Below are 22,726 nucleotides of genomic sequence, written 5' to 3'. Positions count from 1 at the left end.
AGGCGGCGATGAACCGACGTCGGCCCGAACCTTCGCTCAGCCGGCTCGCCTGGCTGGGCATGGCCGGGCTGGCCGCTGTGCTTTACGTGCTTTCTCCGACGACGGGGCGCGGCGAGACGCTTGTGCCGGAGCCGGATGGCTACCGGATGGACGAGTTCCGGGCGCCGACACCGGCGACGCTCAAGGGCGCCCGCGTGATCGACACTGCGGAGGCCGCGCGGCTGTGGCGCGCCAAGTCTGCCTTGTTCATCGACGTGATGCCACGCGACGTGAAACCGGCAAACCTGCCGGCCGGCACGCTGTGGCGCGACAAGCGGCGCGACCATCTTCCGGGCAGCGTGTGGCTGCCCAATGTCGGCTATGGCGCCCTCAGCGCCGAGATGGACGGCTATTTCCGCACCCGGCTCGGGGCGCTGACCGAAGGACGTCGCGACGCGGCGCTGGTCATCTATTGCCAGACCGACTGCTGGATGAGCTGGAACGCCGCCAAGCGAGCGCTCGAAGAATACGGCTATTCCAACATCGCCTGGTATCCCGCCGGCAGCGATGGCTGGGCCAAGGCCGGCCTGCCGCTCGAACGGGGCCGGCCGGTCCCCTGAGGGCCGGCACGCCCGAGGCGATTTCCGCTCCCTGAGCGCTGCGCGAGCCGCGCGGCGGGCTCCCGGCGGAGGGGCGAAAGCCCCGGCCGCGTGGGCCGGGGCAGATCCATCACGGCATCTTTTCCTGGATGGCGCGGGCGAGGGCGAACACACGCTGTTCCAGCAGCACCGGGCTTTCGCACACGGCCGTCATCGACTGCTGGCGCGCGTCGTAGATTCGCGTGTCCCAGAGCAACTGCTTTTCGAGTTCCGCGACCTTCGCCTTGTCGTCGTCGGTCGCAGCGGCCTTCTTGGCCTTGGCGACCGCCAGGCTCTCGTCCTTGATGCGGTTGGAGAGTGCGATCTGATGCTGCGCGTAGCGTTCGATTCCGCTCATGATTCGGCCGCGGCGCGCATTGATCTGCTCGAACAGCCCGGCGAAAAGCAAGGTGAGCCGCTCCTTGCCGTCCGGCCCGAGTGTGGCGGCGAAGGTGTCGATCTGTTTCGTCGCGTCCTCGATCGGCGTGCGCTGGGCGGCAAGCACCGGCACCAGCTCGGCAACTTGCCGGTCGTCCTGCCATTTAAGATTGTCGATCGGCGGGCCGGACCACATCTGGCCGGCCGCGAGTTCGGGAACCTTGCGCTGGATGCAGGGCCAGAGCCCGCCCGAAGGTGCCGCGGCGAGACCAGGCGCGACGCCGAGCAGGAGGAGGGGCACGGCAAGGCTGAGGGAACGCAAGGCGAGAGGGAATGTGGGCATGGGCTTTTTCCTCGAGATTTTGTCCGGAAGCTCTCCGGCTTCCGTTTCGGTGTGCCCGGCGCTCGGCCGGATCACGTGATGACGTCAGAGGGCGTTCACTTGGCGGCATCCGGCCCGCCGCGACGGGCCATCACGCCGGCAGATGGATCATAGGCGAGGATCGAGGCGGCGAGGAACACCAACGCGCAGCCCGCGACCACCAAAGCGGCGAATGGCGCGAACTGACCGTAGAGGGCGAAGCGAATCAGTTCCACCGCATAGGTGAACGGGTTGAAGGTGCAGATCCACCACAGCGCCAGGCTGCTTTCCTGCACCCGCCAGAGCGGATAGAGCGCCGAGGAGGCGAAGAACATCGGGAAGATCACGAAGTTCATCACGCTGGCGAAGTTTTCCATCTGCCGGAACAGCGAGGACATCAGCAGCCCCATGGCGCCGAGCATCAGCCCGGAGAGCAGCAGGGCGGGCATCACGGTGAAATAGCCGATCGGCGGCAGCTCCACCTCCCAGAACCAGGCGACGGCGAGGAAGGCGTAGACCTGCAGCAGCGAGACGCAGATGCCTGCCACCAGCTTGCACACCAGCAGGTACCAGCGCGGATAGGGGCTCACCAGCAGGATGCGCATGGCCCCGACCTCGCGGTCATAGACCATGGACAGCGAGGATTGCAGCCCGTTGAAAAGCTGGATCATCGCCACCAGCCCGGGCGTCACATAGACCTCGTAGAGCACATAGGTCTCGTAAGGGGGAATGATCGAGACACCGAGCACCGAGCGGAAGCCGGCGGCGAAGATGAACAGCCATACCAGCGGGCGCACCAGCGCCGAAAGGAAACGACCGCGCTGGTTGAGAAAGCGCAGCCCCTCGCGCCAGCAGATGCCGATGAGAACGATGAGATAGCCGGAAATCGGCAGGCGAAAGCGATGATGATGCCGGCTCATGCCGCAGCCTCCCCGGCGTCGTCGACGAGTTGCAGGAAAGCGGCCGAAAGGTCCTCGCCACCGGATCGCGCCAGCAGCTCCTCATAGCTGCCCTCGGCGCGGACGCGCCCGCGATGCAGCACCACGACGCGGTCGCCGGGGCCGATCTCCTCGATGATATGGGTCGCCCAGAGCACGCCGATGCCTTCCTGGGCCACCAGGGCCCGCACCTGGGCCACCAGTGCCGCACGGGACGCGATGTCGAGCCCGACCGTGGGTTCGTCGAGCAGCAGCAGGCGCGGCCGGTGCATGAGCGCGCGCACGATCTCGACCCGGCGCATCTGCCCGCCGGAGAGGTTGCGCACCTTGTCGCTCGCGCGATCGGCGATGCCGTCCTGTGCCAGCAGTTCCAGCGCCCGGTGACGTCCGGCGCGAAAGCCGATGCCGTGCAGCGTGGCGTGGTAGAGCAGGTTGTCGAGGACGGTGAGTTCGAGGTCGAGCGTGCGGGCCTGGAACACGACGCCGAGCCGGCTCAGCGCTGCCGCCGGCTGGCGGCGGACATCGGAACCCAGCACGTGAATGGCGCCACTGCGGTTGTCATAGAGACGGGTGACCAGCGAAAACAGCGTGGTCTTGCCGGCGCCGTTCGGGCCGAGCAGGGCGGTGAAGCTTCCCGCCGGGACGTCGAGGCTGACATCGTCCAGCGCCTTGCGGACGCCGAAGGCGTGCGAGACGCCGCTCACGGCCAGTGCCGGCACGCCGGCGCCGGGCGCGGAAGGGAGGTCGCGAGGCCGGGCCGTCATGGCGTCTCCCGGATCGAGAGAAGAAAAGTCCCCGGGACAAGCCGGGGACAGTGTTCACGAGGAGTACAGGATATTCGGCGCGCACGCCCGCTCATTTGACGATGAATTCGCCCTTCATGCCGCGCTCTTCCATGCCCTTGCAGTACCAGGGATAGGTACCCGGCTTGATCGGTACGAAGAACAGCTCGGCCTCGCCGTCCTGCTCGAACTCGATCTCGGTCAGCCCGATGGCCTTGATCTCGACTTCCTCGACCTCGACCTTGCGCAGGAAGATGCTCTGGAAGAAGGCCGGCGCCTGCCAGGCGCATTCCTTCTTGCCGGTGGACTTGAGTTCGAGGCTGTAGGCCTTGCCGGTTTCCAGATTGTAGGTCGTCTCCGACACGCCATAGCCGGCATTGCCGAGGCCGACGGTCAACTCCTCCAGTTCGGTCGGCTTCAGCGTGAGGTCGCCGGCCGCGAAGGCGGAGCCGGAAGCGGCAATGAGGGCGGCGAGTGTGCAGGCGAGGGCGGTCTTGTGGCGCAGGCGCATGAGGTTTTCCTCCCGATATTGCTTGATGTCTGATTGAAAGCGGCTGTCACGGCACCACGACCACGCCCCAGGGCAGGCGGCCGACGGTGACGGATTTGGTGACCTTTTCATTGGCGACGTCGATGACCGAGATGTCGTTCGAATTGCCGTTGGTGGAGAGAATGAACTTCTCGTCCGGCGTGAAGCCGAGCTGCCACACGCGCTGGCCGACCAGCAGGTATTTCTCGACATCGAGCGTCTTGGCATCGACCACCGCGACGTGGTTGGCCGGGCCGAGGGCGATGAAGGCCTTGGAGCCGTCCTTGGTGATGCGCACGCCGACCGGCTGGATGGCGTCGTCCGCCACGCCCGGGATCTTGAAGGAAATCTTCTTGATGATCTTCCACGTCGCCGGGTCGATCACCGCCACCGTGCCGCCGACCTCGGCCGACACCCAGAGCTGCTTGCCGTCCTTGGAGAATTCGGCGATGCGCGGGCGGGAATCGACCAGGATGTTCTCGATGATCTCATTGTTCGAGGTGTCGACCACATGCGCCATGTTGGTCGTCTCGGACGTGTTGACCATGTATTTGCCGTCCGGGCTGATGCCCATGCCTTCCGGCTCGACGCCGACCGGGATCTCGGCGATCAGGTCGTTGTTCTCGACATTCACCACCGTGACCATGTTGTCGTCTTCGTTGGCGATGTAGAGCGGGTTGCCGGAAGGGTGCAGCACGAACAGTTCCGGGTCCGGCCCCGAGCGCAGCGTCTTCACCAGCTTCAGCGTGGCGGCGTCATAAACCTCGACGCGGTTGTCGTCGGAGGCGCACACATAGATCAGCTTGCCGTCCGGGCTGGCGATGATGCCACGCGGGCGACGGCCGGTCTTGATGGTGTCGATGACCTTGAGCGTCTCCATGTCGAGAACGGTCATCGTATGGTCGCGCTCATTGGTGACGAAGGCGCGCGGACTGGCCTCGGCGGGCAGCGCATCGACCAGCATGAGCCCCGCGAGGGTGGCCATGCTGGCGGACAGCAGGATCTGTCGTTTCATCGTTTCCTCCAGGCAATCGTTTGATTTTATTTAAGCTTGCAGAGCGACTCGGGACGATCGAAGCCGAGCGTGTCGAGCGGCGAGCTCTGGTGCAGGAAGCCCGCCTGCGGCGAGAGCGTGACCGTATTGGTGGCGTGGGTCAGCAGGATTGGCTGGCGCAACTGCTGGTCCCAGTCGCGGAAGGTGGCGGCAACGCCCTTGAACACCGGCAGGTCGTAATCGGGCGAAAGCATCTGCGCCTTCACCTTCGCCGGGCCGCTGTTGCGCGTCTTAAGGCTGGCCGAGCCGACAGCGAAGACGCCCTGCCACATCTGGAAGTCCAGCGGCTGCATCATCCGCTTGGACCGTTTGAAGAAGCGGCTCTGCAACTGCGAAGCGCCCCAGTTTTCCATGGTCGGATGCCAGGACAGCGCCATCAGCCCCTGGGTGCCGGCGATGGGGCGGGGGAGCCAGGTGTTGTAGGGCAGGATGTCGCCGAACTCCCCGAGTTCGTCGGCGACGATCAGAAGGTCGTATTCGCCGATCTGTGTGCCGCGTGGCACTTCCGATTGGGCGGTGGCGCGGGCGTCCGGCCCGTAGTCCCAGGTCTTTTCGGCGACGATCTTGGCCCCGAACTTTTTGGCCGAACGCCGCACGGCCTCGGCATAAAGCTTGTCATTGTCGGTGCGCCCGACCATCAGGAACCAGTTCTGCCAGCGCTTGGTGACGAGGAACTGGGCCAGCGCGTCGGTGAGCATCGAGCGGCTGGGCGCGATGTGGAACACGTTGGCGCGGCAGTCCTGCTGCCGCAGCCGGTCATCGGTGGCGCCCACATTGATGAAGACGACGTCGCGATCCTTGTAGGCATCGGCGATCTTCAGCAGCGCGTCCGGCGGCACGTCGAGCAGGATGAAGCGGTCGCCGGCCTCGACCAGCTTCTGCACCGCCGGCAGCGGGTCGCCGTCGGTCGGCACGATCTCGCTGGTGAGCTTATAGTCGAGCTTGAGGAAGCGGCCGCTGGTGAGGTTGTCGCGGATACCGAGTTCGGCGCCGGCAATGCCGAGATCGTCGGGCGGCATCTGCAGCGGGGCGATCCAGGGGGGTGGTTCGGGCAACTGACGGACCACGCCGATGAGGAAGGTCTGTTCCGGCCCGATCGCTGCCGCCGGCTTGGCGGAGAGAGGTGGCGCTGCCGGCGCGGCCAGAGGCGGCGCGTTCGCGTCCTGCGCCCCGGCGAGGCCGGACACGCAGGCCAGAGCAATAAGCGTCGCGCCGACGGCGCTTGCCATCCGTTTCATCGGCCTTTCCATCCCGCGGCTTGCTTGTCCGGGACAATGTCCTCGGAACTTTTCTCGTGAGCCTTGGGAAAACTCTACGCAAATGAGATCAAGCATTCAATTAAATTGCGAGCATAAGAAACTAATAAGGAAATGTAACGCCGTCGTTATTCAAAGCAGATCGAATGTATTAAAATCGGGAACTTTTTCCCGGTAGGTTGCAGGAGGTCTTCTTGGCGATATGATTGGTCGGCACCGGGAAGAAATCGCAGCGGGAGAGGAGAACGGCATGCGTGTTCCAGTTCACGCCAGGCTCACGCCCGGCCGCGCCGCGGCCTGCGCCTCGGCTCTCGCTCTGCTGGGCGCCCTCATCGGCCTGGGCGTTGGCGTCGGGGGGCAGGCTGCCGAAGCGAAGCCGGCCACCCGTGTCGCGGTATTCGAGTTCGAACTGCTCGATACCAGTGGTGAGTTCGACATTCACGGCCCCAAGCCGGCCGAGGTGCGTCGGCTTGACCTCATCACCGATGAGGTGCGGCGCCGGTTGAAGGAATCCGGCTATGAGGTGGTGGACCTCGCCCCGCAGCGCGCCGAGATCGCGGAGGCGACGCCGTTTCGCAACTGCAATGGCTGCGAGCTGAAGATCGCCCGCGCTCTGGGCGCCGAGATCGAGGTAATCGGCCTGGTGCAGAAGGTCTCCAACCTCATCCTCAACATCAATTTCCAGCTTCGTGATGCCGCGACCGGCCAGGTGCTGCGCGCCGGAAGCGCCGATATCCGCAACAACACCGATGAATCGTGGCTGCGCGGCGTCTCCTATCTGGTACGCAACCGGCTGCTCGATCCGCCACTCACCGGGAAGGCCGCTCCATGAAAAACGCCGGCAGCATCGCCCCGCTGTCCCGTCGCACGCTCCTCGCGGGGGCTGTCGGCCTGCTCGCCGCACCGTCCGTCGCCCGGGTGCAAAGTGGGCCGCCGCTGCGGCTGCGCGTCGGCACGTTGAAATTCGGCACGCTGAACTGGCTGGTGGAGACGATCCGGGCGGAAGGGCTCGACACAGGCGAGGGGCTGGCGCTGGAGAGAGTCGACTTCGCCAGCGGGCAGGCGACCACGGTGGCCCTGCAGGCCGACGATGTCGACCTCATCGTCAGCGACTGGCTCTGGGCCATGCGTCGCACGAGCGATGGCGAGCGCATGCGGTTCGCCCCTTTCTCCAACGCGCTGGGCGCGCTGATGGCGGCGGCGGACGGACCGGTGAAGACCCTCGCCGACCTGCGCGGCCGCCGCATCGGCGTGGCCGGCGGCGCGCTCGACAAGAGCTGGCTTTTGTTGCGCGCCTATTCGAAGGCGAAGATCGGCGTCGATCTCGCCAGCGCGGCCGAGCCGGTCTATGGCGCCCCGCCGCTGGTGAGCGAGCAATTGCCGCTCGGCCGCGTCGACGCGGTGCTGACCTTCTGGCCCTATGCCGCCCGGCTCGACGCGCGCGGTTTCGCCCGGCTGATGGATGTCCGCGAAATGATCACCGGCCTCGGCATCGAGCCGGTGCCGCCGCTGGTCGGCTTCGTCTGGCGCAATGCAGCGATGGCGGAGCGTGGGGCGGCGGTCGCCGCCTTCCTGCGCGCCGCCGCCGGGGCGAACCGCGTTCTGGCCAGCAGCGACGCGGCATGGGCGCGCATTCGCCCGCTGATGCAGGCGGCGAACGACACCGAATTCACCCGGCTGCGCGACTATTACCGCGCCGGCATTCCCGGCCCGTTCGGCGAGGCGGAGCGGGCGTCCTGCGCCAAGCTCTATGAGGTGCTGGCGGCCATCGGCGGGCCGGAACTGGTCGGGCCGACACCCGGCTTCGACCGAACGCTGTTCGGACCGGTCGGCGAGTGAGGAGACGGTGTCGGCCTCCAAGCGCCTGCTGCTGACCGCCGCCTCGCTGCTGGCGCTGCTGCTGTTCTGGCAGGTGGCGGCGCTGTGGGCGGATTCGCGCCTGCTTCCCGGTCCGCCGGCGGTGTTCGAGGCCATGGTGCGGGCGACGCGGAGCGGGGTGATGCCCGAGAGCATCGCGATCACCCTCGCCCGGGTGGCGGCGAGCTTCCTGATCGCCATGACCATCGGCTCGGCCATCGGCATCGTGCTCGGCCGCTCTGTTGCGCTCAACGAGTTGCTCGGGCCGTGGGTGGTGGTGCTGCTGAACCTGCCGGCGCTGGTGGTGATCATCCTGTGTTATGTCTGGTTCGGCCTCACCGAAGCGGCGGCGATCACCGCGGTGGCGATCAACAAGATACCCAATGTCGCGGTGACAATGCGCGAGGGGGCGGCGGCGCTGTCGCGCGATCTCGACGAGATGGCGGAAGTCTATCGCCTGCCGCGGCTCCGGGCGTTGCGTCATGTCACCCTGCCGCAACTCGTGCCCTTCTTCGCCGCCAGCGCCCGTTCCGGGCTGGCGCTGACCTGGAAGATCGTACTGGTGGTGGAGTTGCTCGGGCGTTCCAATGGCGTCGGCTTCGAGTTGCAGACCGCATTCCAGCTGTTCGATGTCGCCGGCATCTTGGCTTATGCGCTGGCCTTCACCGCGGTGGTGCAGGTGATCGAACTCGGCCTGCTCCAGCCCTGGGAGCGGCGTGCCAGCCGGTGGCGGCGATGAGCGCGATCGCCATCGACATCGGCGAGAAGCGCTACAAGGCGCAGGTCGGCGGGCCGGGGCGGGAAATCTTTCGCGGCTTTCGGCTCGATGTCGCCGCTGGCGACTTCGTCGCCCTGCTCGGCGAATCCGGCATCGGCAAGACGACGCTGCTCAACATCGTCGCCGGGCTCGACCGCGATTTTCGCGGGCAGGTACGTTTCGGCACGAAGGCGCCGCGTTTCGCCTACGCGTTCCAGAATCCCCGGCTGCTGCCCTGGCGCAGCGTGGTGGAAAATGTGGCGCTGCCGCTGCCGGCGGGCGAGCCGGGGCGCCGTCGGGCGCTGGCGATGCTGGGCGAGGTCGGCCTCGCCGAACTCGCCGACGCCTATCCCGAGCGGCTGTCGCTCGGCCAGCAGAGACGCGTAGCACTGGCGCGGGCCTTCGCCATCGAGCCGGATGTGCTGCTGATGGACGAGCCGTTCGTGTCGCTCGACGAGGCCGGCGCAGCGCGGCTGCGCGACCTGCTGCGACGGCTTCTTGCGCGCCGGCCGGCAACGGTGCTGTTCGTCACTCACGACCGGCGCGAGGCGGTGGAACTCGCCGACCGCATCGTCGTGCTGGAAGGCACGCCTGTGCGCATCGTCCGGGACATGCCGCTTGCTCTGACGCCGGCCGAGCGGGCGAGCCCCGGGCGTATCGACGAGGTGCGCCGCGCCCTCGGCGCCGGGGTGGAGCCGGGTTGACGCCTTCGCAAAAAAAGCCCGGAGCGGTGACGCTCCGGGCCAATCCATTCAAATGGGCATGAGAGGGCGGAAACCGCCGCCTCCGTGGCGCAACAAGCGACGCCGGCAAAGCGCCGTCACTTGTTGAGGAATATCGCCGCCAACCGCTGGAGCAGGCCCTTCGGATATTGGGCCGCGGGCGGAGCTGTTGTCTGCCCAGGGTTGCTTCCGATCTAAGCGGCGAAGGGATGCTTGGCCGAGGCGGCCTGAGCAAGGACGTCCTTGACCTTCGGCTCGCCGTCAACGGCGCGCTTGAGGGCTTCCTTGGTCGCCTCGTAGTTGAACTGCTGGATCTTCGCGTCGTCCGCGGCTTCCCAGTGGATGAACACGCCGACGCAGATGAACAGGTCGTCGGCTTCGTCTTCCGGGATCACGCCTTCGGCGACGCTGTCGACGACGGCCTTGGCGACCGCATACTGGGCCGGGCCGAACATCTGGACGGCCTGACGGGCGTCCTTGATCGTCACCTTGTTGAACAGGATGGTGTTCGGCTTGGCGAGCAGGTTCGGGGTCACGACCGCGAGCAGCGAGGTGAAGCCGTCCTTGTTGTTGGTCAGCGCATTCACGAAGGCGCTTTCGGCCGCGGAACCGCGCGGTCCGATGATGAGGTCGATATGAGCGACCTCGTTGCCGTCGCCCACCAGCGACTCGCCGATGAGTACCTTGTTGATCTTGGCCATCTATTCCTCCCAGAACGGGGTTGCATGACAAGGGACGGGAATTGTCCCCCGATGTCCCGGCTATCTTTGTTGCAGCGTTTGGAACACCAAACCGGTTGGCCCGATAGCGCGACCAGACACGTTACGGCGAGAGACTAGGCCCGCTTCGCCTTTATCTGCAAGGGATTCTTCATCCGTGTGACGCCGGTGCGGGCGCCTGCCCCATGCTTTGTTGTTGCGGGACCAGCAGGGGCACGCTGTTGCGGTTTATGGCGGCACGACCAAAAATACGGCATAGTGCGCCATCGGTGCGTGTGGCGGCCGGAGCGCCTGATCCTGCGGCTCCGCGCACCTCGGCCTGCGGCGTCGGGGGGACGCATTGGCCCGGTTTTTGCTGCGCTGCAATATCAACAGATGATCCCGACTGCCGCGTGCGGCGTATGAGATCAGGGTCGGGCACCGGGGAGGCGCTCGGACGGCCTGGAACTCACGCCAGCAGGAGTTTACATGGAACTCATTCTGTCGATCTGCCTCATCGCGAGCCCCGGCACCTGCCGCGAAGAAGCGGTCTCGGTCGGCATGGAGATGCCGCCGGCCCCGGTCCAGTGCCTGATCGGCGCAATGCCGGTCATCGCCGAGTGGCGCGAGACGCATCCCAAGTGGAAGGTGCTGAAATGGCGTTGCGCGCAGCCCGGCGCCGGCGGTCGCGAAATCTGATTGTCCGGCCTGCGGCCTCATTCCATAGGGGAAGCCTGCTGCACCGCAGCGTGCGTGAGCGGCGTGTCCGTGAAATCATTGGCAGGCCATCGTGTTCGGGATGGCCTAATCCGGTGAGACGGCATGGGGCGTGGCTTGTTCTCGTCGCTCAGGGCGCGCATGGCGCTGCTTTTGTCGGTTGCCGTGCTGGTTACCGCAGCATCGACGCTTGTGCTGGTGGCGGCGCTGGGTGCGGCGAGCAACCAGCTCGACCGCCTGGTCTCGGCGCAGAACCGCCTGGAACTGCTGTCGGCAATCTCCGGGCGCATCGGCGACTATGCGCTGATGTCGCTGCAGACCGCGCAGCAGCCGAGCGCGCGCACCTATGAGGCGCTGGCGACGGCGCGCCGGGGGGCACTGAGTTCCTTCACCCGGTTCGAGGCCGCGCTCGGCGAGGATGTGAAACGCTTCCAGGACGAGGAGCAGCGCACCCTAATGGCGGTGCGCAGCCGCACCGTTGCGCGGCTCAAGGCGCAGTTCGAGGTGCTGGATCGTCAGGTCGAGGCGGCGTTGCAGCGGCCGGACGCGGCGACCGATGTCCGCGTCGTGCTCGACGTCTTTGCCGCCGGCTTCGGCAGTCCGCTGACCCAGGCGATGGAGGAGGAGCGCACCACCGCGCATTCCGCCCAGAGTGAGGTGCAGGAACTGCGCGACCGCACCCTGCGCTGGGGTCTCATCGGGCTGGCCTTCACCGGGCTGCTGGCGGTGGCGCTCTACAACCTGCTCGGCCGCTCGCTGGTGAACCGCGTCGCCGATGTGTCGGCGGCTGCGGCGGCCATCGCGCGCGGGCGCTCCGATACCCGCGTCAACGTTACCGGTCACGACGAACTGAGCCTCGCCATGGCGCGGTTCAACCGCATGGCGGTGCATCTGGCGCGGCGCGAGGCGCGGCTGGTGGCGGCACAGAAGCAGCTTCAGGAAATCGTCGACGCCCGCACCGCCGAACTGCGCGCCGCCAATACAAGGCTGGAGAATGCCGACATGGCGCGTCGGCGTTTTTTCACCGATGTCAGCCACGAGCTGCGCACGCCGCTGACGGTGATCCTCGGCGAGGTTGAGATCACGCTGCGCCCGCAGCGGCCGCGCGAGGAGGATCTGCGCGCCGCTCTGCTGGTGATCCAGTCGCGTGCCCGCCGCCTGCACCGCCGGGTCGAGGACCTGCTGCGCATCGCGCGTTCCGAAAGCGGCCAGATCGAGCTGGAACGCTCGCTGTTCCTGGTGTCCGACCTGCTCGCCGATGTGTGCGAGGGGATGACGCCGGTGGCGCGTGCCGGCGGGCTGGTGCTGGACGCCGCCGGCGCGGCGGACGGCCTCGCCGTCGATGCCGATCGCGAATGGCTGCGCCAGACCCTGGACGGCCTTGTCGCCAATGCGGTGCGCCATTCGCCGGCCGGCGAGACGGTGCGGCTGGAGGCGGTACGGGAGGGCGAGGAAGTCACCATCAGCGTTCGCGACAGTGGCACCGGCATTCCCCCGGACGAACTGCCGCATGTCTTCGAGCGGTTCTGGCGCGGTACGGCCGGCACGCGCGAGGGGACCGGATTCGGAATTGGGCTCGCCCTGGCGAAGTGGATCGTCGATCGCCATGGCGGGCGCATCGACATAGAAAGCAGCACCGGAGACGACGGACGGCGACGCGGCACCTGCGTCACCGTGCGCCTTCCGCTTCCGGTGCCGGACATAACTCTGGAGGCCGCCCAATGAACATTCTGGTCGTGGAGGACGATCCCGATATCGGCTCCCTGCTGCGGCGCGGCTTTTCCTCGGAAAGCTACGATGTGGAATTGGTCGGCGACGGCGAGGCGGCACTGAGGGTGGTCAACGGCAAGGCGTGGGGGGCGATCATCCTCGACGTCATGCTGCCCGGTCGCTCCGGCATCGAGGTGTGCAAGGCGCTCCGTGCCGGCGGGCAGACCGCGCCCATTCTCATGCTCTCCGCCCGCTCCAGCGTGAACGAGCGCACCGAGGGACTCATGGCCGGGGCCGACGACTACATTGTCAAGCCTTTCGCCTTCGAGGAATTACTGGCCCGGGTGAAGGTGCAGGCGCTCCGCCGCAGCAATGCCGGCAGCGAGCCGCGCACGCTCGAGGCCGGCGCGCTGTCGCTCGACCTCGACACGCGGCAGGCGCAGTTCGGCGGCACGCGGGTGCGGCTGACCGAGCGGGAGGTGGAACTTCTCGCTCTGCTGATGCGTCACCCCGGGGAGCCGCTGTCGCGCGCCGACATCTTCGCCGCGCTGTGGGCCGGCCATGGCGGTGCCTCGCTCAACGTGGTCGACGTTTATGTCGGCTATCTCCGCCACAAGCTGGCGGAGGCGTTGCCGGAAGGCGCGCACCTCATCGTCACCGTGCGCGGCCGGGGGTTCATGCTGGAAGCGGAGGCGAATTGACCGACGCCCCGGCGGGTATTGGCTCCAGATTGGATTGGTATTATGTGCACCTGAACGAAAGATGCCCAGGTGTTCTTGACGGATGACGAAACGATCATCACATTACTGGTGCGGTTTAATATCCGCAAAGCAACTTAATCTCTTATGATCTTCTTATGAAGTAAAGAGAGATTGAAAAATCGAGGAGGACGATATGGCCTGGACTGCTCCCCGCATTGTTGAAGTTTGCGTCGGCATGGAAGTCAACGCCTACTATCCGGCTGACTTCTGAGCCTTCTAAGGGACGGGATGGCGCAAAATCGGTCTCCGATGGAAACGTCCCCGTCCCGCTTCAGACTTGTGATCCTGGGATCCGCCGCTGGCGGTGGTTTCCCTCAGTGGAACTGCCGTTGCGCGGTCTGTTCGCTTGCCTGGGCGGATGACCCGCGGGTCAGGCGCCGGACCCAGGCGTCGATCGCCGTCAGTGCCAATGGCCGGGACTGGGCGCTGGTCAATTGCGCGCCCGAAATCCTCTCACAGCTTCAGGCGACGCCGGCCCTGCATCCGCGCGAGGGTCTGCGGCACTCGCCGCTGGCGGCGGTGCTGCTTACCAATGCCGATATTGACCATGTCGCCGGCTTGCTCAGCCTGCGCGAAGCGCAGCCCTTCACGCTGACCGCGACGCCCGCCGTGCATGGCGTGCTGGGCGCCAGCAGCGCCTTTGACGTGTTGGCACCTGAAATGGTGCAGCGCCGCCCCGTCGAACTGGGCTCGTCCTTCGATCTGGTCGAGGGGGTACGGGCGACGATCTTTCCGGTGCCCGGCAAGATCGCCCTCTATCTCGAGGCGCGGGAGCAGGCGGAGAAGGGCGTGCTCACCACCGACATGGAGGGGGAGCAGACCATCGGTGTGGAACTGACCGCCGGCGGCCGGCGCGTCCTCTACATTCCCGGCTGCGCGGCCATGACCGTTTCGCTGCGCGAGCGGCTTGAGGGTGCCGATGCGGTGCTGTTCGATGGCACGCTCTGGCGCGACGACGAGATGATCCGCGCCGGCGTCGGCACCAAGACCGGCGCGCGCATGGGGCATATGTCGATGTCGGGCGAACGCGGCTCGATCGAGGCTTTGCGAAACGTCAAGGTCGGTCGAAAAATCTATGTTCACATCAACAACACCAATCCGGTGCTGATTGATGGCTCGGAAGAGCGGATAACGGCGAATAAAGCCGGATGGGAAATCGCTCAAGACGGGATGGAGATTGCCCTATGACCACGCTTCTGTCGCCCGAGGAACTGGAAGCGCGCCTGCGCGATGTCGGCACCCGCCGCTACCACAGCCTGCACCCCTTCCATAAACTGCTGCACAATGGCGAACTCAGCTTCGCTCAGGTCCAGGCCTGGGCGCTCAACCGCTATTACTATCAGGCAATGATCCCGGTGAAGGATTCCGCCATCCTTGCCCGCATGGAGGAGCCGGAGTTGCGCCGTGTCTGGCGCCAGCGCATCGTCGATCACGATGGCGACCATGAAGGCGAGGGCGGCATCGCCCGCTGGCTGGTGCTGACCGACAGCCTCGGCCTTCACCGGCACTACGTCACCTCGCTGGACGGGCTGCTGCCGGCCACCAAATTCGCGGTCGACGCCTATGTGCATTTCGTGCGCGAGAAGAGTCTGCTGGAGGCCATCGCCTCCTCGCTCACGGAGATGTTTTCACCCGGCATCATCGGCGAGCGTGTCGCCGGCATGCTGAAGAACTATGATTTCGTTTCCAGGGACACCCTGGCTTATTTCGACAAGCGGCTGACGCAGGCGCCGCGCGACGCCGATTTCGCGCTCGACTACGTCAAGCAGCACGCCCGCACGCCGGAGCAGCAGGAGCAGGTGATCCGCGCGCTGGAGTTCAAGTGCAACGTGCTCTGGGTGCAGCTCGACGCGCTGTATTTCGCCTATGTCGACCCGAAAATGGCCTATCCGGGGGCCTTCGTCCCGAAGGAGGGGTGATGACAGCAACTCTCGCCGCCAATGGCGTCCCCCGTCTCGCGCGCGGGGTGCGCCTGCGCCATGACGAGGCCCGGGGCCAGTGGGTGCTGCTGGCGCCCGAGCGCGTGCTCAACCCGGATCCGGTCGCGGTCGAGATATTGAAGAAGGTGGACGGCGCCCGTTCCATCGACGCCATCGTCGACGAACTGGCGACCACCTTCACGGTGGAGCGCCAGACGGTGGCGTCCGACGTCGATGTGTTTCTTGCCGGCCTCGCCGAGAAGGGGCTCATCGAGGTGACGTCGCCGCTGGTCGGGGATGCCGCGTCATGAGCCTGGTCGAGGAACCCCGCAGCCGCGTGGAGGTGCCGGCCCGTCCGGCGCCTCCCATCCCGTATGGCATGCTGGCGGAGCTGACGCATCGCTGCCCGCTGCAGTGCCCCTATTGCTCGAACCCGGTCGAACTCGACCGCCGCAATGTCGAGCTCGACACCGAGACGTGGCTGCGGGTGTTCTCCGAGGCGGCCAAGCTCGGCGTGCTGCAGGTCCACCTCTCCGGCGGCGAGCCGACGGCGCGGCGCGATCTGGAGCAGATGATCCGCCATTGCGTCGAGGTGGGGCTCTACACCAACCTGATCACCGCCGGCGTCGGCGTCACGGCCGAGCGGCTGCGGGCGATCTCGGACGCCGGCATCGACCATGTGCAGCTGTCCTTCCAGGGCGCGACCGCGGAGGTTACCGACAAGGTCTCCAATTTCCGCGGCGCGCATGAGCGGAAGCTGGCGGTAGCGCGCGAGGTGCGTCGCCTTGGCCTGCCGCTCACCATCAATTCGGTGGTGCACCGCGCCAATATTCATCAGATCCCCGACTTCATCGAGCTGGCGCTGGCGCTCGACGCCCGCCGCATCGAGATCGCCCATTCGCAATATTACGGCTGGGCGCTGCGCAACCGCGGCGCGCTGATGCCGACGCGCGAGCAGGTGTTCTGGGCGCTCGACGTGGTCGAGCAGGCGCGGGTGCGGCTGAAGGGCGTGCTGACCATCGACGCCGTGGTGCCCGATTATTACGCCAAGTACCCCAAGCCGTGCATGAATGGCTGGGGCCGCCAGTCGCTCAATGTCACGCCGTCCGGCAAGGTGCTGCCCTGCCATGCCGCCGAGACCATTCCGAGCCTCGATTTCTGGAATGTGCGCGAGCATTCGCTGCCCGACGTCTGGCTGAATTCCCCCGCCTTCAACGCCTTCCGCGGCACCGACTGGATGCCCGACCTGTGCAGGAGCTGCGAGCGCAAGGAGATCGACTGGGGCGGCTGCCGCTGTCAGGCGATGGCGATCGCCGGCGATGCCGCCGCCACCGATCCCGCCTGCCATCTGTCGCCGCTGCACGCCGATCTTCTGGCGCTTGCCGAGGCGGATGCGGAAGGCACCGACATCTATGATTACCGGCGTTATTTCCAGCCGGATCGTGCCAGCTGAGCGGAGAGAGTGCCTATGTTGCGTCTTGCGAGTACCTTTGCCGCTGCTGCCACGTTCGCCGCCTTCCTTGCCACGGCGGCGCTGGCCGCCCCTACCGCCTCCGAGCTGTTCTTCGAGGCGCCCTATCTGTCAAAGGTAGAACCGGGCACGACGCTGACCTATGCCTACAAGCATGTGACCAGCGAGGCCAAGCTCGGCGAGGGCTTCGACGAGACGCTGGACATGAAGGTGAGCGCGCCGGCGGACGACCCGTCCAGGCGGGTTGCCGAGGTCGTCATCCATCGCGGCGAGAAGGAGGGCGAGGCCGGGCCGTTTCCGACCATGAACGGCAATCCGATCGCGCTGATCCTGCTGGAGCGCGACGTGAAGGAGATGGCGCAGCTCACCAAGGGCAGCCCGTTCTACCTGCGCAACCGCGTGCGCGAGCATCTGTCGAGCGGCACGGTCGATCCGGCACGCTTTTCCTTCGACGGACGCGAGGTCGAGGGCTGGAAGCTCACCATGCGGCCCTTTACCGAAGACCCCAACAAGGACAAGCTTCTGGAACTCGCCGGGCGCCGTTACGAATTCCTGTTCTCACAGGCGGTGCCGGGCGGGCTCTATTCCATCGATGTCGTCACGCCCAAGGCGGACGGCAGCGGCAACATCATCGAGACCAGCCTGACGCTGACCGGGGCCTCCGCGGCGCCGGCGGCGAAATAGGCGGCCGGCCGGGAGGACAAGTCATGGCAATCATGATCGCGAAGCATGTGGGGAAGGCGATGCGCCTGACCGCTGGAGCGCTGCTGCTGGGCGCGCTTGGCGCCGGGGCGGCTCAGGCACAATCGAGCACGCTCTCGCCCGGGCTCACCGCCGGCGTCAGCAAGCCTGCCCCTAAGGCGCCCGAAACCGGGCTGATCAACGATTATCCCACCGTCGCCCGCGCTGACTATGTGTTCGCCTGCATGATCGCGAATGGTCAGACCCGAACGGCACTGGAGAAGTGCTCCTGCTCGATCGACACCATCGCCACCATCCTGCCCTATGAGCGCTATGAGGAAGCCGAGACCATCATGAGCGTGGGGCAGGTCGCCGGGCAGCAGTCGGAACTGTTCCGCAACACCGGCATCTTCCGCGACATCGTCGCCGATCTGCACCGCGCGCAGGCGGAAGCGGAAGTCACCTGCTTCTATTGAGCACCGGCTTCCATTGAATCCAAGCGGGAGCACGGCTCTCGCTTGGAGGCTTCCCGGTGGGTGGCTTCCGGTGGCTCAGCTCGCCGGCTTCAGCGCACCCTCGAACTTGCGCCCGTCGGTGTCGCCGGCGTCGACGTGGATCTCCTTGCCGGCCGGGTCGTACGAGACGCGAATCGCCGGATCCTCGCTCAGCGAGATGCCGCCCACCATCGAGAACACCAGTTCGTCGCCCTGGGTCACCTTGATGTTGTCGACGAATTTCGCCGGGATATAGGCCCGCGTCAGCGGGTCCATCTGCAGGCCGGAATAGTTCGGATGGCGGATCATCAGCTGGAGCTGCGACACCCGGCTCGCCTTGCTGGCGTCGCCGATGCCGTCGGCCTTCACCGATTTCAGCTTGAGCTGGCCGAGATTCTTCAGCGCGGCTTCCTCGTCCTTCATCGCCGGGGCGGAGCAGCCGCCGGAGGCCTTCACATAGCGCTCCGCCATGTGCAGGCCGCCATCGCTGGTCTCGGCGATCGCGCGTATATAGGAATAGGAGTTGACCCGCAGCCTTGTGCCGAGCGCGACGTCGCGGCGCTCGCCACCGAAGGTGAAGGTGGCGGCGAGCGGGGCGGGGTTCTCGTCGACGATCAGGGTCAGCTTGGCGATGGTGCGCGGGTCGCCCTGGGGCAGCACGATCTCGACGTCGATCGGCACCATGGCGGCGTCTTCCGCGCGCTTGGGGGCGGTAAGGCGCACCAGCGGGCTCGCCTCCTCGATCGGCCGCTCGCCGAACACGTCCGGCCTGAGCGACTTCCAGGTGGCATCGGCGCCCGGCTCTTGCGCCGCGGCGGCGTTGATGGCGACGGCGGAGAAGAAGGCGACGGCAAGGAACAGGCGGATTCGGCGATGCATGGCGACCTCCCGGCCTGCCGGATCGTTGGCCGTCCGGCGGTTGGTGCGCATCATACACCCCTTCGGCGTAAAATTGCAGGCACGAACGCGCGAGCGCGTCGACGCGGCTTGCGCGGCAGACAGGCGCCCGGCATCCTTCCGGCTGGCGGGGCAGTCTCGCTGTCGCGTGACGAACAGGCTTCCGCGACGCCATTCATCAGGTGATCGCCATGCTCTCGCGCCGCTCTCTTCTCAAGGCTGCCGCGGCCTCGCTGCTGGCCGCGCCTCTCGCCGTCGCAGGCGGGAAGGACGCGCAGGCGCAGTCCGCCCCCACCAGCCGCCCGCCGGCCCCGCGCCGCGAGCCGCGCCCGGCGCCGCGACGCGGCTATACCTGGGTGCCCGGCCACTGGGCCTGGATGCCGCGCCGGGGATGGGTGTGGTCGGCAGGTCATTGGGAGGAGAACCGCCGCGGCTTCGACTTCGTCGGCCCGCGCTGGGTGTTCCGCCGGGGCCAGTGGGTCTACGAGCCCGGCCGCTGGGTCCGCGCCTGGCGCTGAAGGGGATGGTAGTCGCGGCCGGGTTGTCCCCTCGATGTTACCTCCTGTGGTGCGATTGTAGGCGTTGGCGACCAGCGCTAAGCTTCCCTTCGGAAAACAACCGGGGGAATGCCCATGTCCAAATCCGTCGCAACCAAGCTCACCGTCGTCGCCGTGATAGCTCTCCTTGCCGCCGGCTGCTCCAACACCCAGCGCCGCACCGGCACGGGCGCGCTGATCGGCGCCGGCACCGGCGCGGTGATCGGCGGCATTGCCGGCGGCGGCACCGGCGCGGCGTGGGGTGCGGGCATCGGCGCGGTGGCGGGCGGCGCCATCGGCGCGGCGACCGCGAACTGACCAAGGCGCGGGCGCATCGCTTCGGCCTTCAAACGGCGTGCCGCCCCGGCTATGACGGGGCGGCATTGCGAGGAGGCGGACGTGAGCGTCACGATCTACGGCATCAGGAACTGCGACACGATGAAGAAGGCCCGCGCCTGGCTGGACGGCCACGGCGTGGCCTATGCCTTCCACGACTACAAGACCGCCGGCATCGACGCTGCCCGGCTGACGCAATGGGCCGGCAAGGTGGGCTGGGAGGTGCTGCTCAACCGCGCCGGCACAACCTTCCGCAAGCTCGACGAGTCGCAGAAGGCGGGGCTTGACGAGGGCAAGGCTCTCGCCCTGATGGAGGCGCAGCCCTCGCTCATCAAGCGCCCGGTGCTCGACATCGACGGCGAACTGACCGTCGGCTTTAAGCCGGAGGCCTACGAGATGCGGTTCGGCTGAGGCCAGCTACAGCCCGATGCCGCCGAGCGGCTCGGTCTCGTACCGGTTGTCGAAGCCGGCGATGAGCGGGCGCGCCTTGGCGATGGTCGCCTGTACCGAGGGCAGGGCGAGCGAGGCCTTGTGATCCTCCGCGCTGTCCCACACTTCGGTGATCCAGATCGCATCCTCGTGGGACGGGTCGCGGGCCAGCACATAGCTGAGACAGCCTGGCATGAAGTCCATGTCGTCGAGCATGATGTCGAGCAATTCCTCGCGCCGCCCGGGAGCGGCGAGCATCCTGCCGATCAGACCGTACATTGCTGCTCCTCTCGATGGGTTCGACTCTCGCTTTGGCGATAATACAGCCGAAGCGCTGTCGCGGCAGGGCGTCACCCCTTGATCCCGCGCGGCTTCCCTGCCACATCCGCGCGCATGGACGCTCTCTCCAATTCCGCCGCCTCGCCGATCGCGACCGAAGTGGCGCGCCGGCGCACCTTCGCGATCATCTCGCATCCGGACGCGGGCAAGACCACGCTGACCGAGAAGCTGCTGCTGTTCGGTGGCGCGATCCAGCTCGCCGGCCAGGTGCGCGCCAAGAAGGACCGGCGCTCGACGCGCTCGGACTGGATGGCGATCGAGCGCGAGCGCGGCATCTCGGTAGCCACCTCGGTAATGACTTTCGAGTTCGACGGCCATGTGTTCAACCTGCTGGACACGCCGGGCCATGAGGACTTCTCGGAGGATACCTACCGCACGCTGACCGCGGTCGACGCGGCGGTGATGGTGATCGACGCCGCCAAGGGCATCGAGGCGCGCACCCGCAAGCTGCTGGAAGTGTGCCGCCTGCGCGACATACCGATCATCACCTTCATCAACAAGATGGACCGTGAGAGCCGCGATCCGTTCGAGATTCTCGACGAGATCGAGAAGACGCTGGCGCTCGACACCACGCCGATGACCTGGCCGGTCGGGCAGGGGCGCGATTTCGTCGGCACCATGGACATCGCCAGCGGCGGCATGCGCCTGCTCGACGGCGATGAGGGCAAGACCGGCGCGTTGCGGCAGATGAGCATGGGCGAGATCGCCGCGCTCAATGTCACGCTCGACGAGGCGAAGCTCGCCGAGGAACTCGGGCTGGTGCGCGAGGTCTGCAACCCGTTCGAGCTCAAGGCTTTCCTGGAGGGGCATCTGACCCCGGTCTATTTCGGCTCGGCGCTGCGCAACTTCGGCGTCGGCGACCTGCTCGAAGGGTTGGGGCGCTATGCCCCGCCGCCGCGCGCGCAGCAGGCGGACAAGCGCCGTGTCGAGGCGGAAGAGCCGCGCATGACCGCCTTCGTGTTCAAGATCCAGGCGAATATGGACCCGAACCACCGCGACCGCATGGCGTTCGCGCGGCTGTGCTCAGGCCGGTTGCAGCGCGGCATGAAGGCGAAGCTGGTGCGCACCGGCAAGCCGATGGGGCTCGCCACGCCGCAATTCTTCTTCGCCCAGGACCGCCAGCTGGCCGAGGAGGCCTATGCCGGCGACGTCGTCGGCATTCCCAACCATGGTAATCTGCGCATCGGCGATACGTTGACCGAGGGCGAGGACATCAATTTTGTCGGCGTGCCGAGCTTCGCGCCGGAGATCTTGCGCCGGGTGAAGCTGCCCGACGCGATGAAGGCCAAGAAGCTCAAACAGGCGCTGCAGGAAATGGCCGAGGAGGGCGTGGTGCAGGTGTTCCGCCCCAGCGACGGTTCGCCGGCGCTGGTGGGCGTGGTCGGCCCGCTGCAGCTCGATGTGCTGAAGAACCGGCTGGAGGCCGAGTACGGGCTGGAGGTCGGCTTCGACATGTCGGAATTCCAGCTCGCCCGCTGGGTGTCGGCCGAGGACCCGAAGCGGGTCGAGGAATTCGCCGCCGGCAACCGCCTGTCCACCGCCGAGGACCTTGATGGCGACCTCGTCTTCCTCAGCCCGTCCGCCTTCATGATCGGCTATACCGGCGACCGCTGGCCGGGCATCGTCTTCACCGATGTGAAGGACGTACGGAAGGCCGCCTGAGCACGGCCTTCCCGCGTCTCGGGTCGCGGCACGCTAGCGGCTTACCACTATCTGTGTATTGGCGCGGCCATATTCGGTGACGAGCGCGAACAGCGCCTTGGCGTTGCCGGGGTGCAGGCGCACGCAACCATGCGAGGCGGGGCGGCCGAGCCGGCGCAGGTCGTTGGTGCCGTGGATCGCCCAGCCCTTGTGGAAGAAGATGGCATAGGGCATCGGCGCGTTGTCGTATTTGCGCGAGAAGTAGCGCTTGTGCATGCGCCCGGGCCGATACGTGCCCACCGGCGTGCGATAGCCCTTGCGGGCGGTCGAAACCGGCCAGGAATGGCGCTGCACGCCTTCCACCCACACCTCCATGCGCTGCTTGGACAGGCTGATCCGCGCCACGACACGGGGCGTGAAGACCGGCTTTGGATCGGCAACCGGCGGGGTGAGCGAACTCTGCACCATCGGTGGGGGTGTGGCGGCGGGGGCGGGCTCCGGTGTTGTCGAGACCATCGGCGCGGAAAGTGCCGCCGGGGTGGCGGTGGAGACCGGTGTCGTGTCCGCCGGTGCCGCCACGGTGGCTGGAGGGGCAATGCCGGGAGCAGCCTCCGGCAGATCCGTGGTCTGCGTCGCGTCAACCGCCGCGGCGACGCGAACTTCTGAATGGCCCGGCTGCGCCAGCAGCAACGTCAGAGCCAAGGCGAGTGCCGAACCTATGGATTTCATCCCGGTCCCTCAACCGATTGCGTCATCAATATGACACGCGCCGGCCGTGTGCGGGAGAGTTGAACCTGCATTCCCCAAGTGGCGTGTCGTTTGAGGTGAAGATCGCCTGTATCCGAG

At 66.7% G+C, this 22,726-nt stretch carries 29 protein-coding genes; 19 read left to right on the top strand and 10 right to left on the bottom strand.

The window, feature by feature from the left end; genetic code table 11:
- Positions 1-8 precede the first annotated feature (8 nt).
- Positions 9-599 (top strand): PQQ-dependent catabolism-associated CXXCW motif protein, encoded by a 591-nt coding sequence (locus tag KHC23_RS16270; RefSeq protein WP_213373735.1) that lies wholly within the window; start codon positions 9-11, stop codon positions 597-599.
- 109 nt (positions 600-708) lie between these two features.
- Here KHC23_RS16270 and KHC23_RS16265 read toward each other — a convergent pair whose 3' ends face one another.
- From KHC23_RS16265 to KHC23_RS16240, 6 genes are all read right to left on the bottom strand, one after another.
- Positions 709-1,338, bottom strand: a complete 630-nt coding sequence (locus KHC23_RS16265) for a hypothetical protein (RefSeq protein WP_213373733.1) — start codon at positions 1,336-1,338, stop codon at positions 709-711.
- Between the two features lie 95 nt (positions 1,339-1,433).
- Entirely contained in the window at positions 1,434-2,276 is an 843-nt protein-coding gene (locus tag KHC23_RS16260; protein ID WP_213373731.1) for an ABC transporter permease, read from the bottom strand.
- The gene (locus KHC23_RS16255; RefSeq protein ID WP_213373729.1) at positions 2,273-3,058 is read right to left on the bottom strand and encodes an ABC transporter ATP-binding protein; all 786 of its coding nucleotides are present in this window, start codon (positions 3,056-3,058) and stop codon (positions 2,273-2,275) included. Before KHC23_RS16255 ends, KHC23_RS16260 begins: the two co-directional genes overlap by 4 nt.
- Positions 3,059-3,149: 91 nt before the next feature.
- On the bottom strand, positions 3,150-3,587 hold the full coding sequence (locus KHC23_RS16250) for a cupredoxin domain-containing protein (protein ID WP_246544686.1): 438 nt from the start codon (positions 3,585-3,587) through the stop codon (positions 3,150-3,152).
- 46 nt (positions 3,588-3,633) lie between these two features.
- Positions 3,634-4,620: a PQQ-dependent catabolism-associated beta-propeller protein gene (locus KHC23_RS16245; RefSeq protein ID WP_213373727.1), complete on the bottom strand. Its 987-nt coding sequence runs from the start codon at positions 4,618-4,620 to the stop codon at positions 3,634-3,636.
- A 26-nt stretch (positions 4,621-4,646) separates the two neighbouring features.
- The gene (locus tag KHC23_RS16240; RefSeq protein WP_213373724.1) at positions 4,647-5,897 is read right to left on the bottom strand and encodes an ABC transporter substrate-binding protein; all 1,251 of its coding nucleotides are present in this window, start codon (positions 5,895-5,897) and stop codon (positions 4,647-4,649) included.
- 268 nt (positions 5,898-6,165) lie between these two features.
- Between KHC23_RS16240 and KHC23_RS16235 the strand changes: the two genes are divergently transcribed.
- From KHC23_RS16235 to KHC23_RS16220, 4 genes are read left to right on the top strand one after another with little or no spacing between them, the layout of a single operon-like run.
- On the top strand, positions 6,166-6,747 hold the full coding sequence (locus KHC23_RS16235) for a DUF3280 domain-containing protein (protein ID WP_213373722.1): 582 nt from the start codon (positions 6,166-6,168) through the stop codon (positions 6,745-6,747).
- On the top strand, positions 6,744-7,754 hold the full coding sequence (locus KHC23_RS16230) for an ABC transporter substrate-binding protein (RefSeq protein ID WP_213373720.1): 1,011 nt from the start codon (positions 6,744-6,746) through the stop codon (positions 7,752-7,754). The genes KHC23_RS16235 and KHC23_RS16230 overlap by 4 nt, the downstream gene beginning before the upstream one ends.
- A gap of 7 nt (positions 7,755-7,761) precedes the next feature.
- On the top strand, positions 7,762-8,511 hold the full coding sequence (locus KHC23_RS16225; protein ID WP_213373718.1) for an ABC transporter permease: 750 nt from the start codon (positions 7,762-7,764) through the stop codon (positions 8,509-8,511).
- Entirely contained in the window at positions 8,508-9,233 is a 726-nt protein-coding gene (locus KHC23_RS16220; protein ID WP_246544685.1) for an ABC transporter ATP-binding protein, read from the top strand. Before KHC23_RS16225 ends, KHC23_RS16220 begins: the two co-directional genes overlap by 4 nt.
- A 212-nt stretch (positions 9,234-9,445) precedes the next feature.
- Here the strand turns inward: KHC23_RS16220 and fae are convergent, their stop codons facing one another.
- Positions 9,446-9,952, bottom strand: coding sequence for a formaldehyde-activating enzyme (gene fae, locus KHC23_RS16215; RefSeq protein ID WP_213373714.1), 507 nt, complete (start codon positions 9,950-9,952; stop codon positions 9,446-9,448).
- 486 nt (positions 9,953-10,438) lie between these two features.
- On the opposite strand from fae, the gene KHC23_RS16210 reads away from it, so the two are divergent.
- From KHC23_RS16210 to KHC23_RS16165, 10 genes are all read left to right on the top strand, one after another.
- Positions 10,439-10,648, top strand: a complete 210-nt coding sequence (locus tag KHC23_RS16210) for a hypothetical protein (RefSeq protein WP_213373712.1) — start codon at positions 10,439-10,441, stop codon at positions 10,646-10,648.
- Positions 10,649-10,771: 123 nt separating this feature from the next.
- Positions 10,772-12,391: a sensor histidine kinase gene (locus KHC23_RS16205; protein WP_213373710.1), complete on the top strand. Its 1,620-nt coding sequence runs from the start codon at positions 10,772-10,774 to the stop codon at positions 12,389-12,391.
- Positions 12,388-13,077 (top strand): response regulator transcription factor, encoded by a 690-nt coding sequence (locus tag KHC23_RS16200; RefSeq protein ID WP_213373708.1) that lies wholly within the window; start codon positions 12,388-12,390, stop codon positions 13,075-13,077. Before KHC23_RS16205 ends, KHC23_RS16200 begins: the two co-directional genes overlap by 4 nt.
- 193 nt (positions 13,078-13,270) lie before the next feature.
- A complete protein-coding gene (gene pqqA, locus KHC23_RS16195) occupies positions 13,271-13,348 on the top strand; it encodes a pyrroloquinoline quinone precursor peptide PqqA (RefSeq protein ID WP_081620376.1) in 78 nt (25 codons plus the stop codon).
- Positions 13,349-13,386: 38 nt separating this feature from the next.
- Positions 13,387-14,325, top strand: a complete 939-nt coding sequence (pqqB, locus tag KHC23_RS16190; protein ID WP_213373706.1) for a pyrroloquinoline quinone biosynthesis protein PqqB — start codon at positions 13,387-13,389, stop codon at positions 14,323-14,325.
- Positions 14,322-15,056: a pyrroloquinoline-quinone synthase PqqC gene (pqqC, locus tag KHC23_RS16185; protein ID WP_213373703.1), complete on the top strand. Its 735-nt coding sequence runs from the start codon at positions 14,322-14,324 to the stop codon at positions 15,054-15,056. The genes pqqB and pqqC overlap by 4 nt, the downstream gene beginning before the upstream one ends.
- The gene (pqqD, locus tag KHC23_RS16180; RefSeq protein ID WP_213373701.1) at positions 15,056-15,367 is read left to right on the top strand and encodes a pyrroloquinoline quinone biosynthesis peptide chaperone PqqD; all 312 of its coding nucleotides are present in this window, start codon (positions 15,056-15,058) and stop codon (positions 15,365-15,367) included. Before pqqC ends, pqqD begins: the two co-directional genes overlap by 1 nt.
- A complete protein-coding gene (pqqE, locus tag KHC23_RS16175) occupies positions 15,364-16,509 on the top strand; it encodes a pyrroloquinoline quinone biosynthesis protein PqqE (protein WP_213373699.1) in 1,146 nt (381 codons plus the stop codon). The genes pqqD and pqqE overlap by 4 nt, the downstream gene beginning before the upstream one ends.
- A 15-nt stretch (positions 16,510-16,524) precedes the next feature.
- The gene (locus KHC23_RS16170) at positions 16,525-17,211 is read left to right on the top strand and encodes a hypothetical protein (protein WP_213373697.1); all 687 of its coding nucleotides are present in this window, start codon (positions 16,525-16,527) and stop codon (positions 17,209-17,211) included.
- A gap of 59 nt (positions 17,212-17,270) precedes the next feature.
- The gene (locus tag KHC23_RS16165; protein WP_373878530.1) at positions 17,271-17,684 is read left to right on the top strand and encodes a hypothetical protein; all 414 of its coding nucleotides are present in this window, start codon (positions 17,271-17,273) and stop codon (positions 17,682-17,684) included.
- A gap of 75 nt (positions 17,685-17,759) precedes the next feature.
- On the opposite strand, the gene KHC23_RS16160 is transcribed toward KHC23_RS16165, so the two are convergent.
- On the bottom strand, positions 17,760-18,581 hold the full coding sequence (locus tag KHC23_RS16160) for a quinoprotein dehydrogenase-associated SoxYZ-like carrier (RefSeq protein WP_213373695.1): 822 nt from the start codon (positions 18,579-18,581) through the stop codon (positions 17,760-17,762).
- 209 nt (positions 18,582-18,790) lie between these two features.
- Between KHC23_RS16160 and KHC23_RS16155 the strand changes: the two genes are divergently transcribed.
- From KHC23_RS16155 to KHC23_RS16145, 3 genes are all read left to right on the top strand, one after another.
- Positions 18,791-19,117 carry a YXWGXW repeat-containing protein gene (locus tag KHC23_RS16155; protein ID WP_213373693.1) on the top strand — a complete coding sequence of 109 codons (327 nt, stop codon included), beginning with the start codon at positions 18,791-18,793 and terminating at the stop codon, positions 19,115-19,117.
- A 114-nt stretch (positions 19,118-19,231) separates the two neighbouring features.
- Positions 19,232-19,453, top strand: a complete 222-nt coding sequence (locus KHC23_RS16150; RefSeq protein ID WP_213373691.1) for a YMGG-like glycine zipper-containing protein — start codon at positions 19,232-19,234, stop codon at positions 19,451-19,453.
- 81 nt (positions 19,454-19,534) lie between these two features.
- A complete protein-coding gene (locus tag KHC23_RS16145; protein WP_213373689.1) occupies positions 19,535-19,882 on the top strand; it encodes an ArsC family reductase in 348 nt (115 codons plus the stop codon).
- A gap of 6 nt (positions 19,883-19,888) precedes the next feature.
- Here KHC23_RS16145 and KHC23_RS16140 read toward each other — a convergent pair whose 3' ends face one another.
- Positions 19,889-20,179, bottom strand: a complete 291-nt coding sequence (locus KHC23_RS16140; RefSeq protein WP_213373688.1) for a putative quinol monooxygenase — start codon at positions 20,177-20,179, stop codon at positions 19,889-19,891.
- Between the two features lie 114 nt (positions 20,180-20,293).
- Between KHC23_RS16140 and KHC23_RS16135 the strand changes: the two genes are divergently transcribed.
- Entirely contained in the window at positions 20,294-21,901 is a 1,608-nt protein-coding gene (locus KHC23_RS16135; protein ID WP_213373687.1) for a peptide chain release factor 3, read from the top strand.
- 33 nt (positions 21,902-21,934) lie between these two features.
- Here KHC23_RS16135 and KHC23_RS16130 read toward each other — a convergent pair whose 3' ends face one another.
- On the bottom strand, positions 21,935-22,609 hold the full coding sequence (locus KHC23_RS16130; protein WP_213373686.1) for a L,D-transpeptidase: 675 nt from the start codon (positions 22,607-22,609) through the stop codon (positions 21,935-21,937).
- Between the last annotated feature and the right edge of the window lie 117 nt (positions 22,610-22,726).

The organism is Ancylobacter dichloromethanicus (assembly GCF_018390645.1).
GTDB classification, from domain to species: domain Bacteria; phylum Pseudomonadota; class Alphaproteobacteria; order Rhizobiales; family Xanthobacteraceae; genus Ancylobacter; species Ancylobacter dichloromethanicus.
This window is presented reverse-complemented; position numbering and strand designations above follow the sequence as displayed.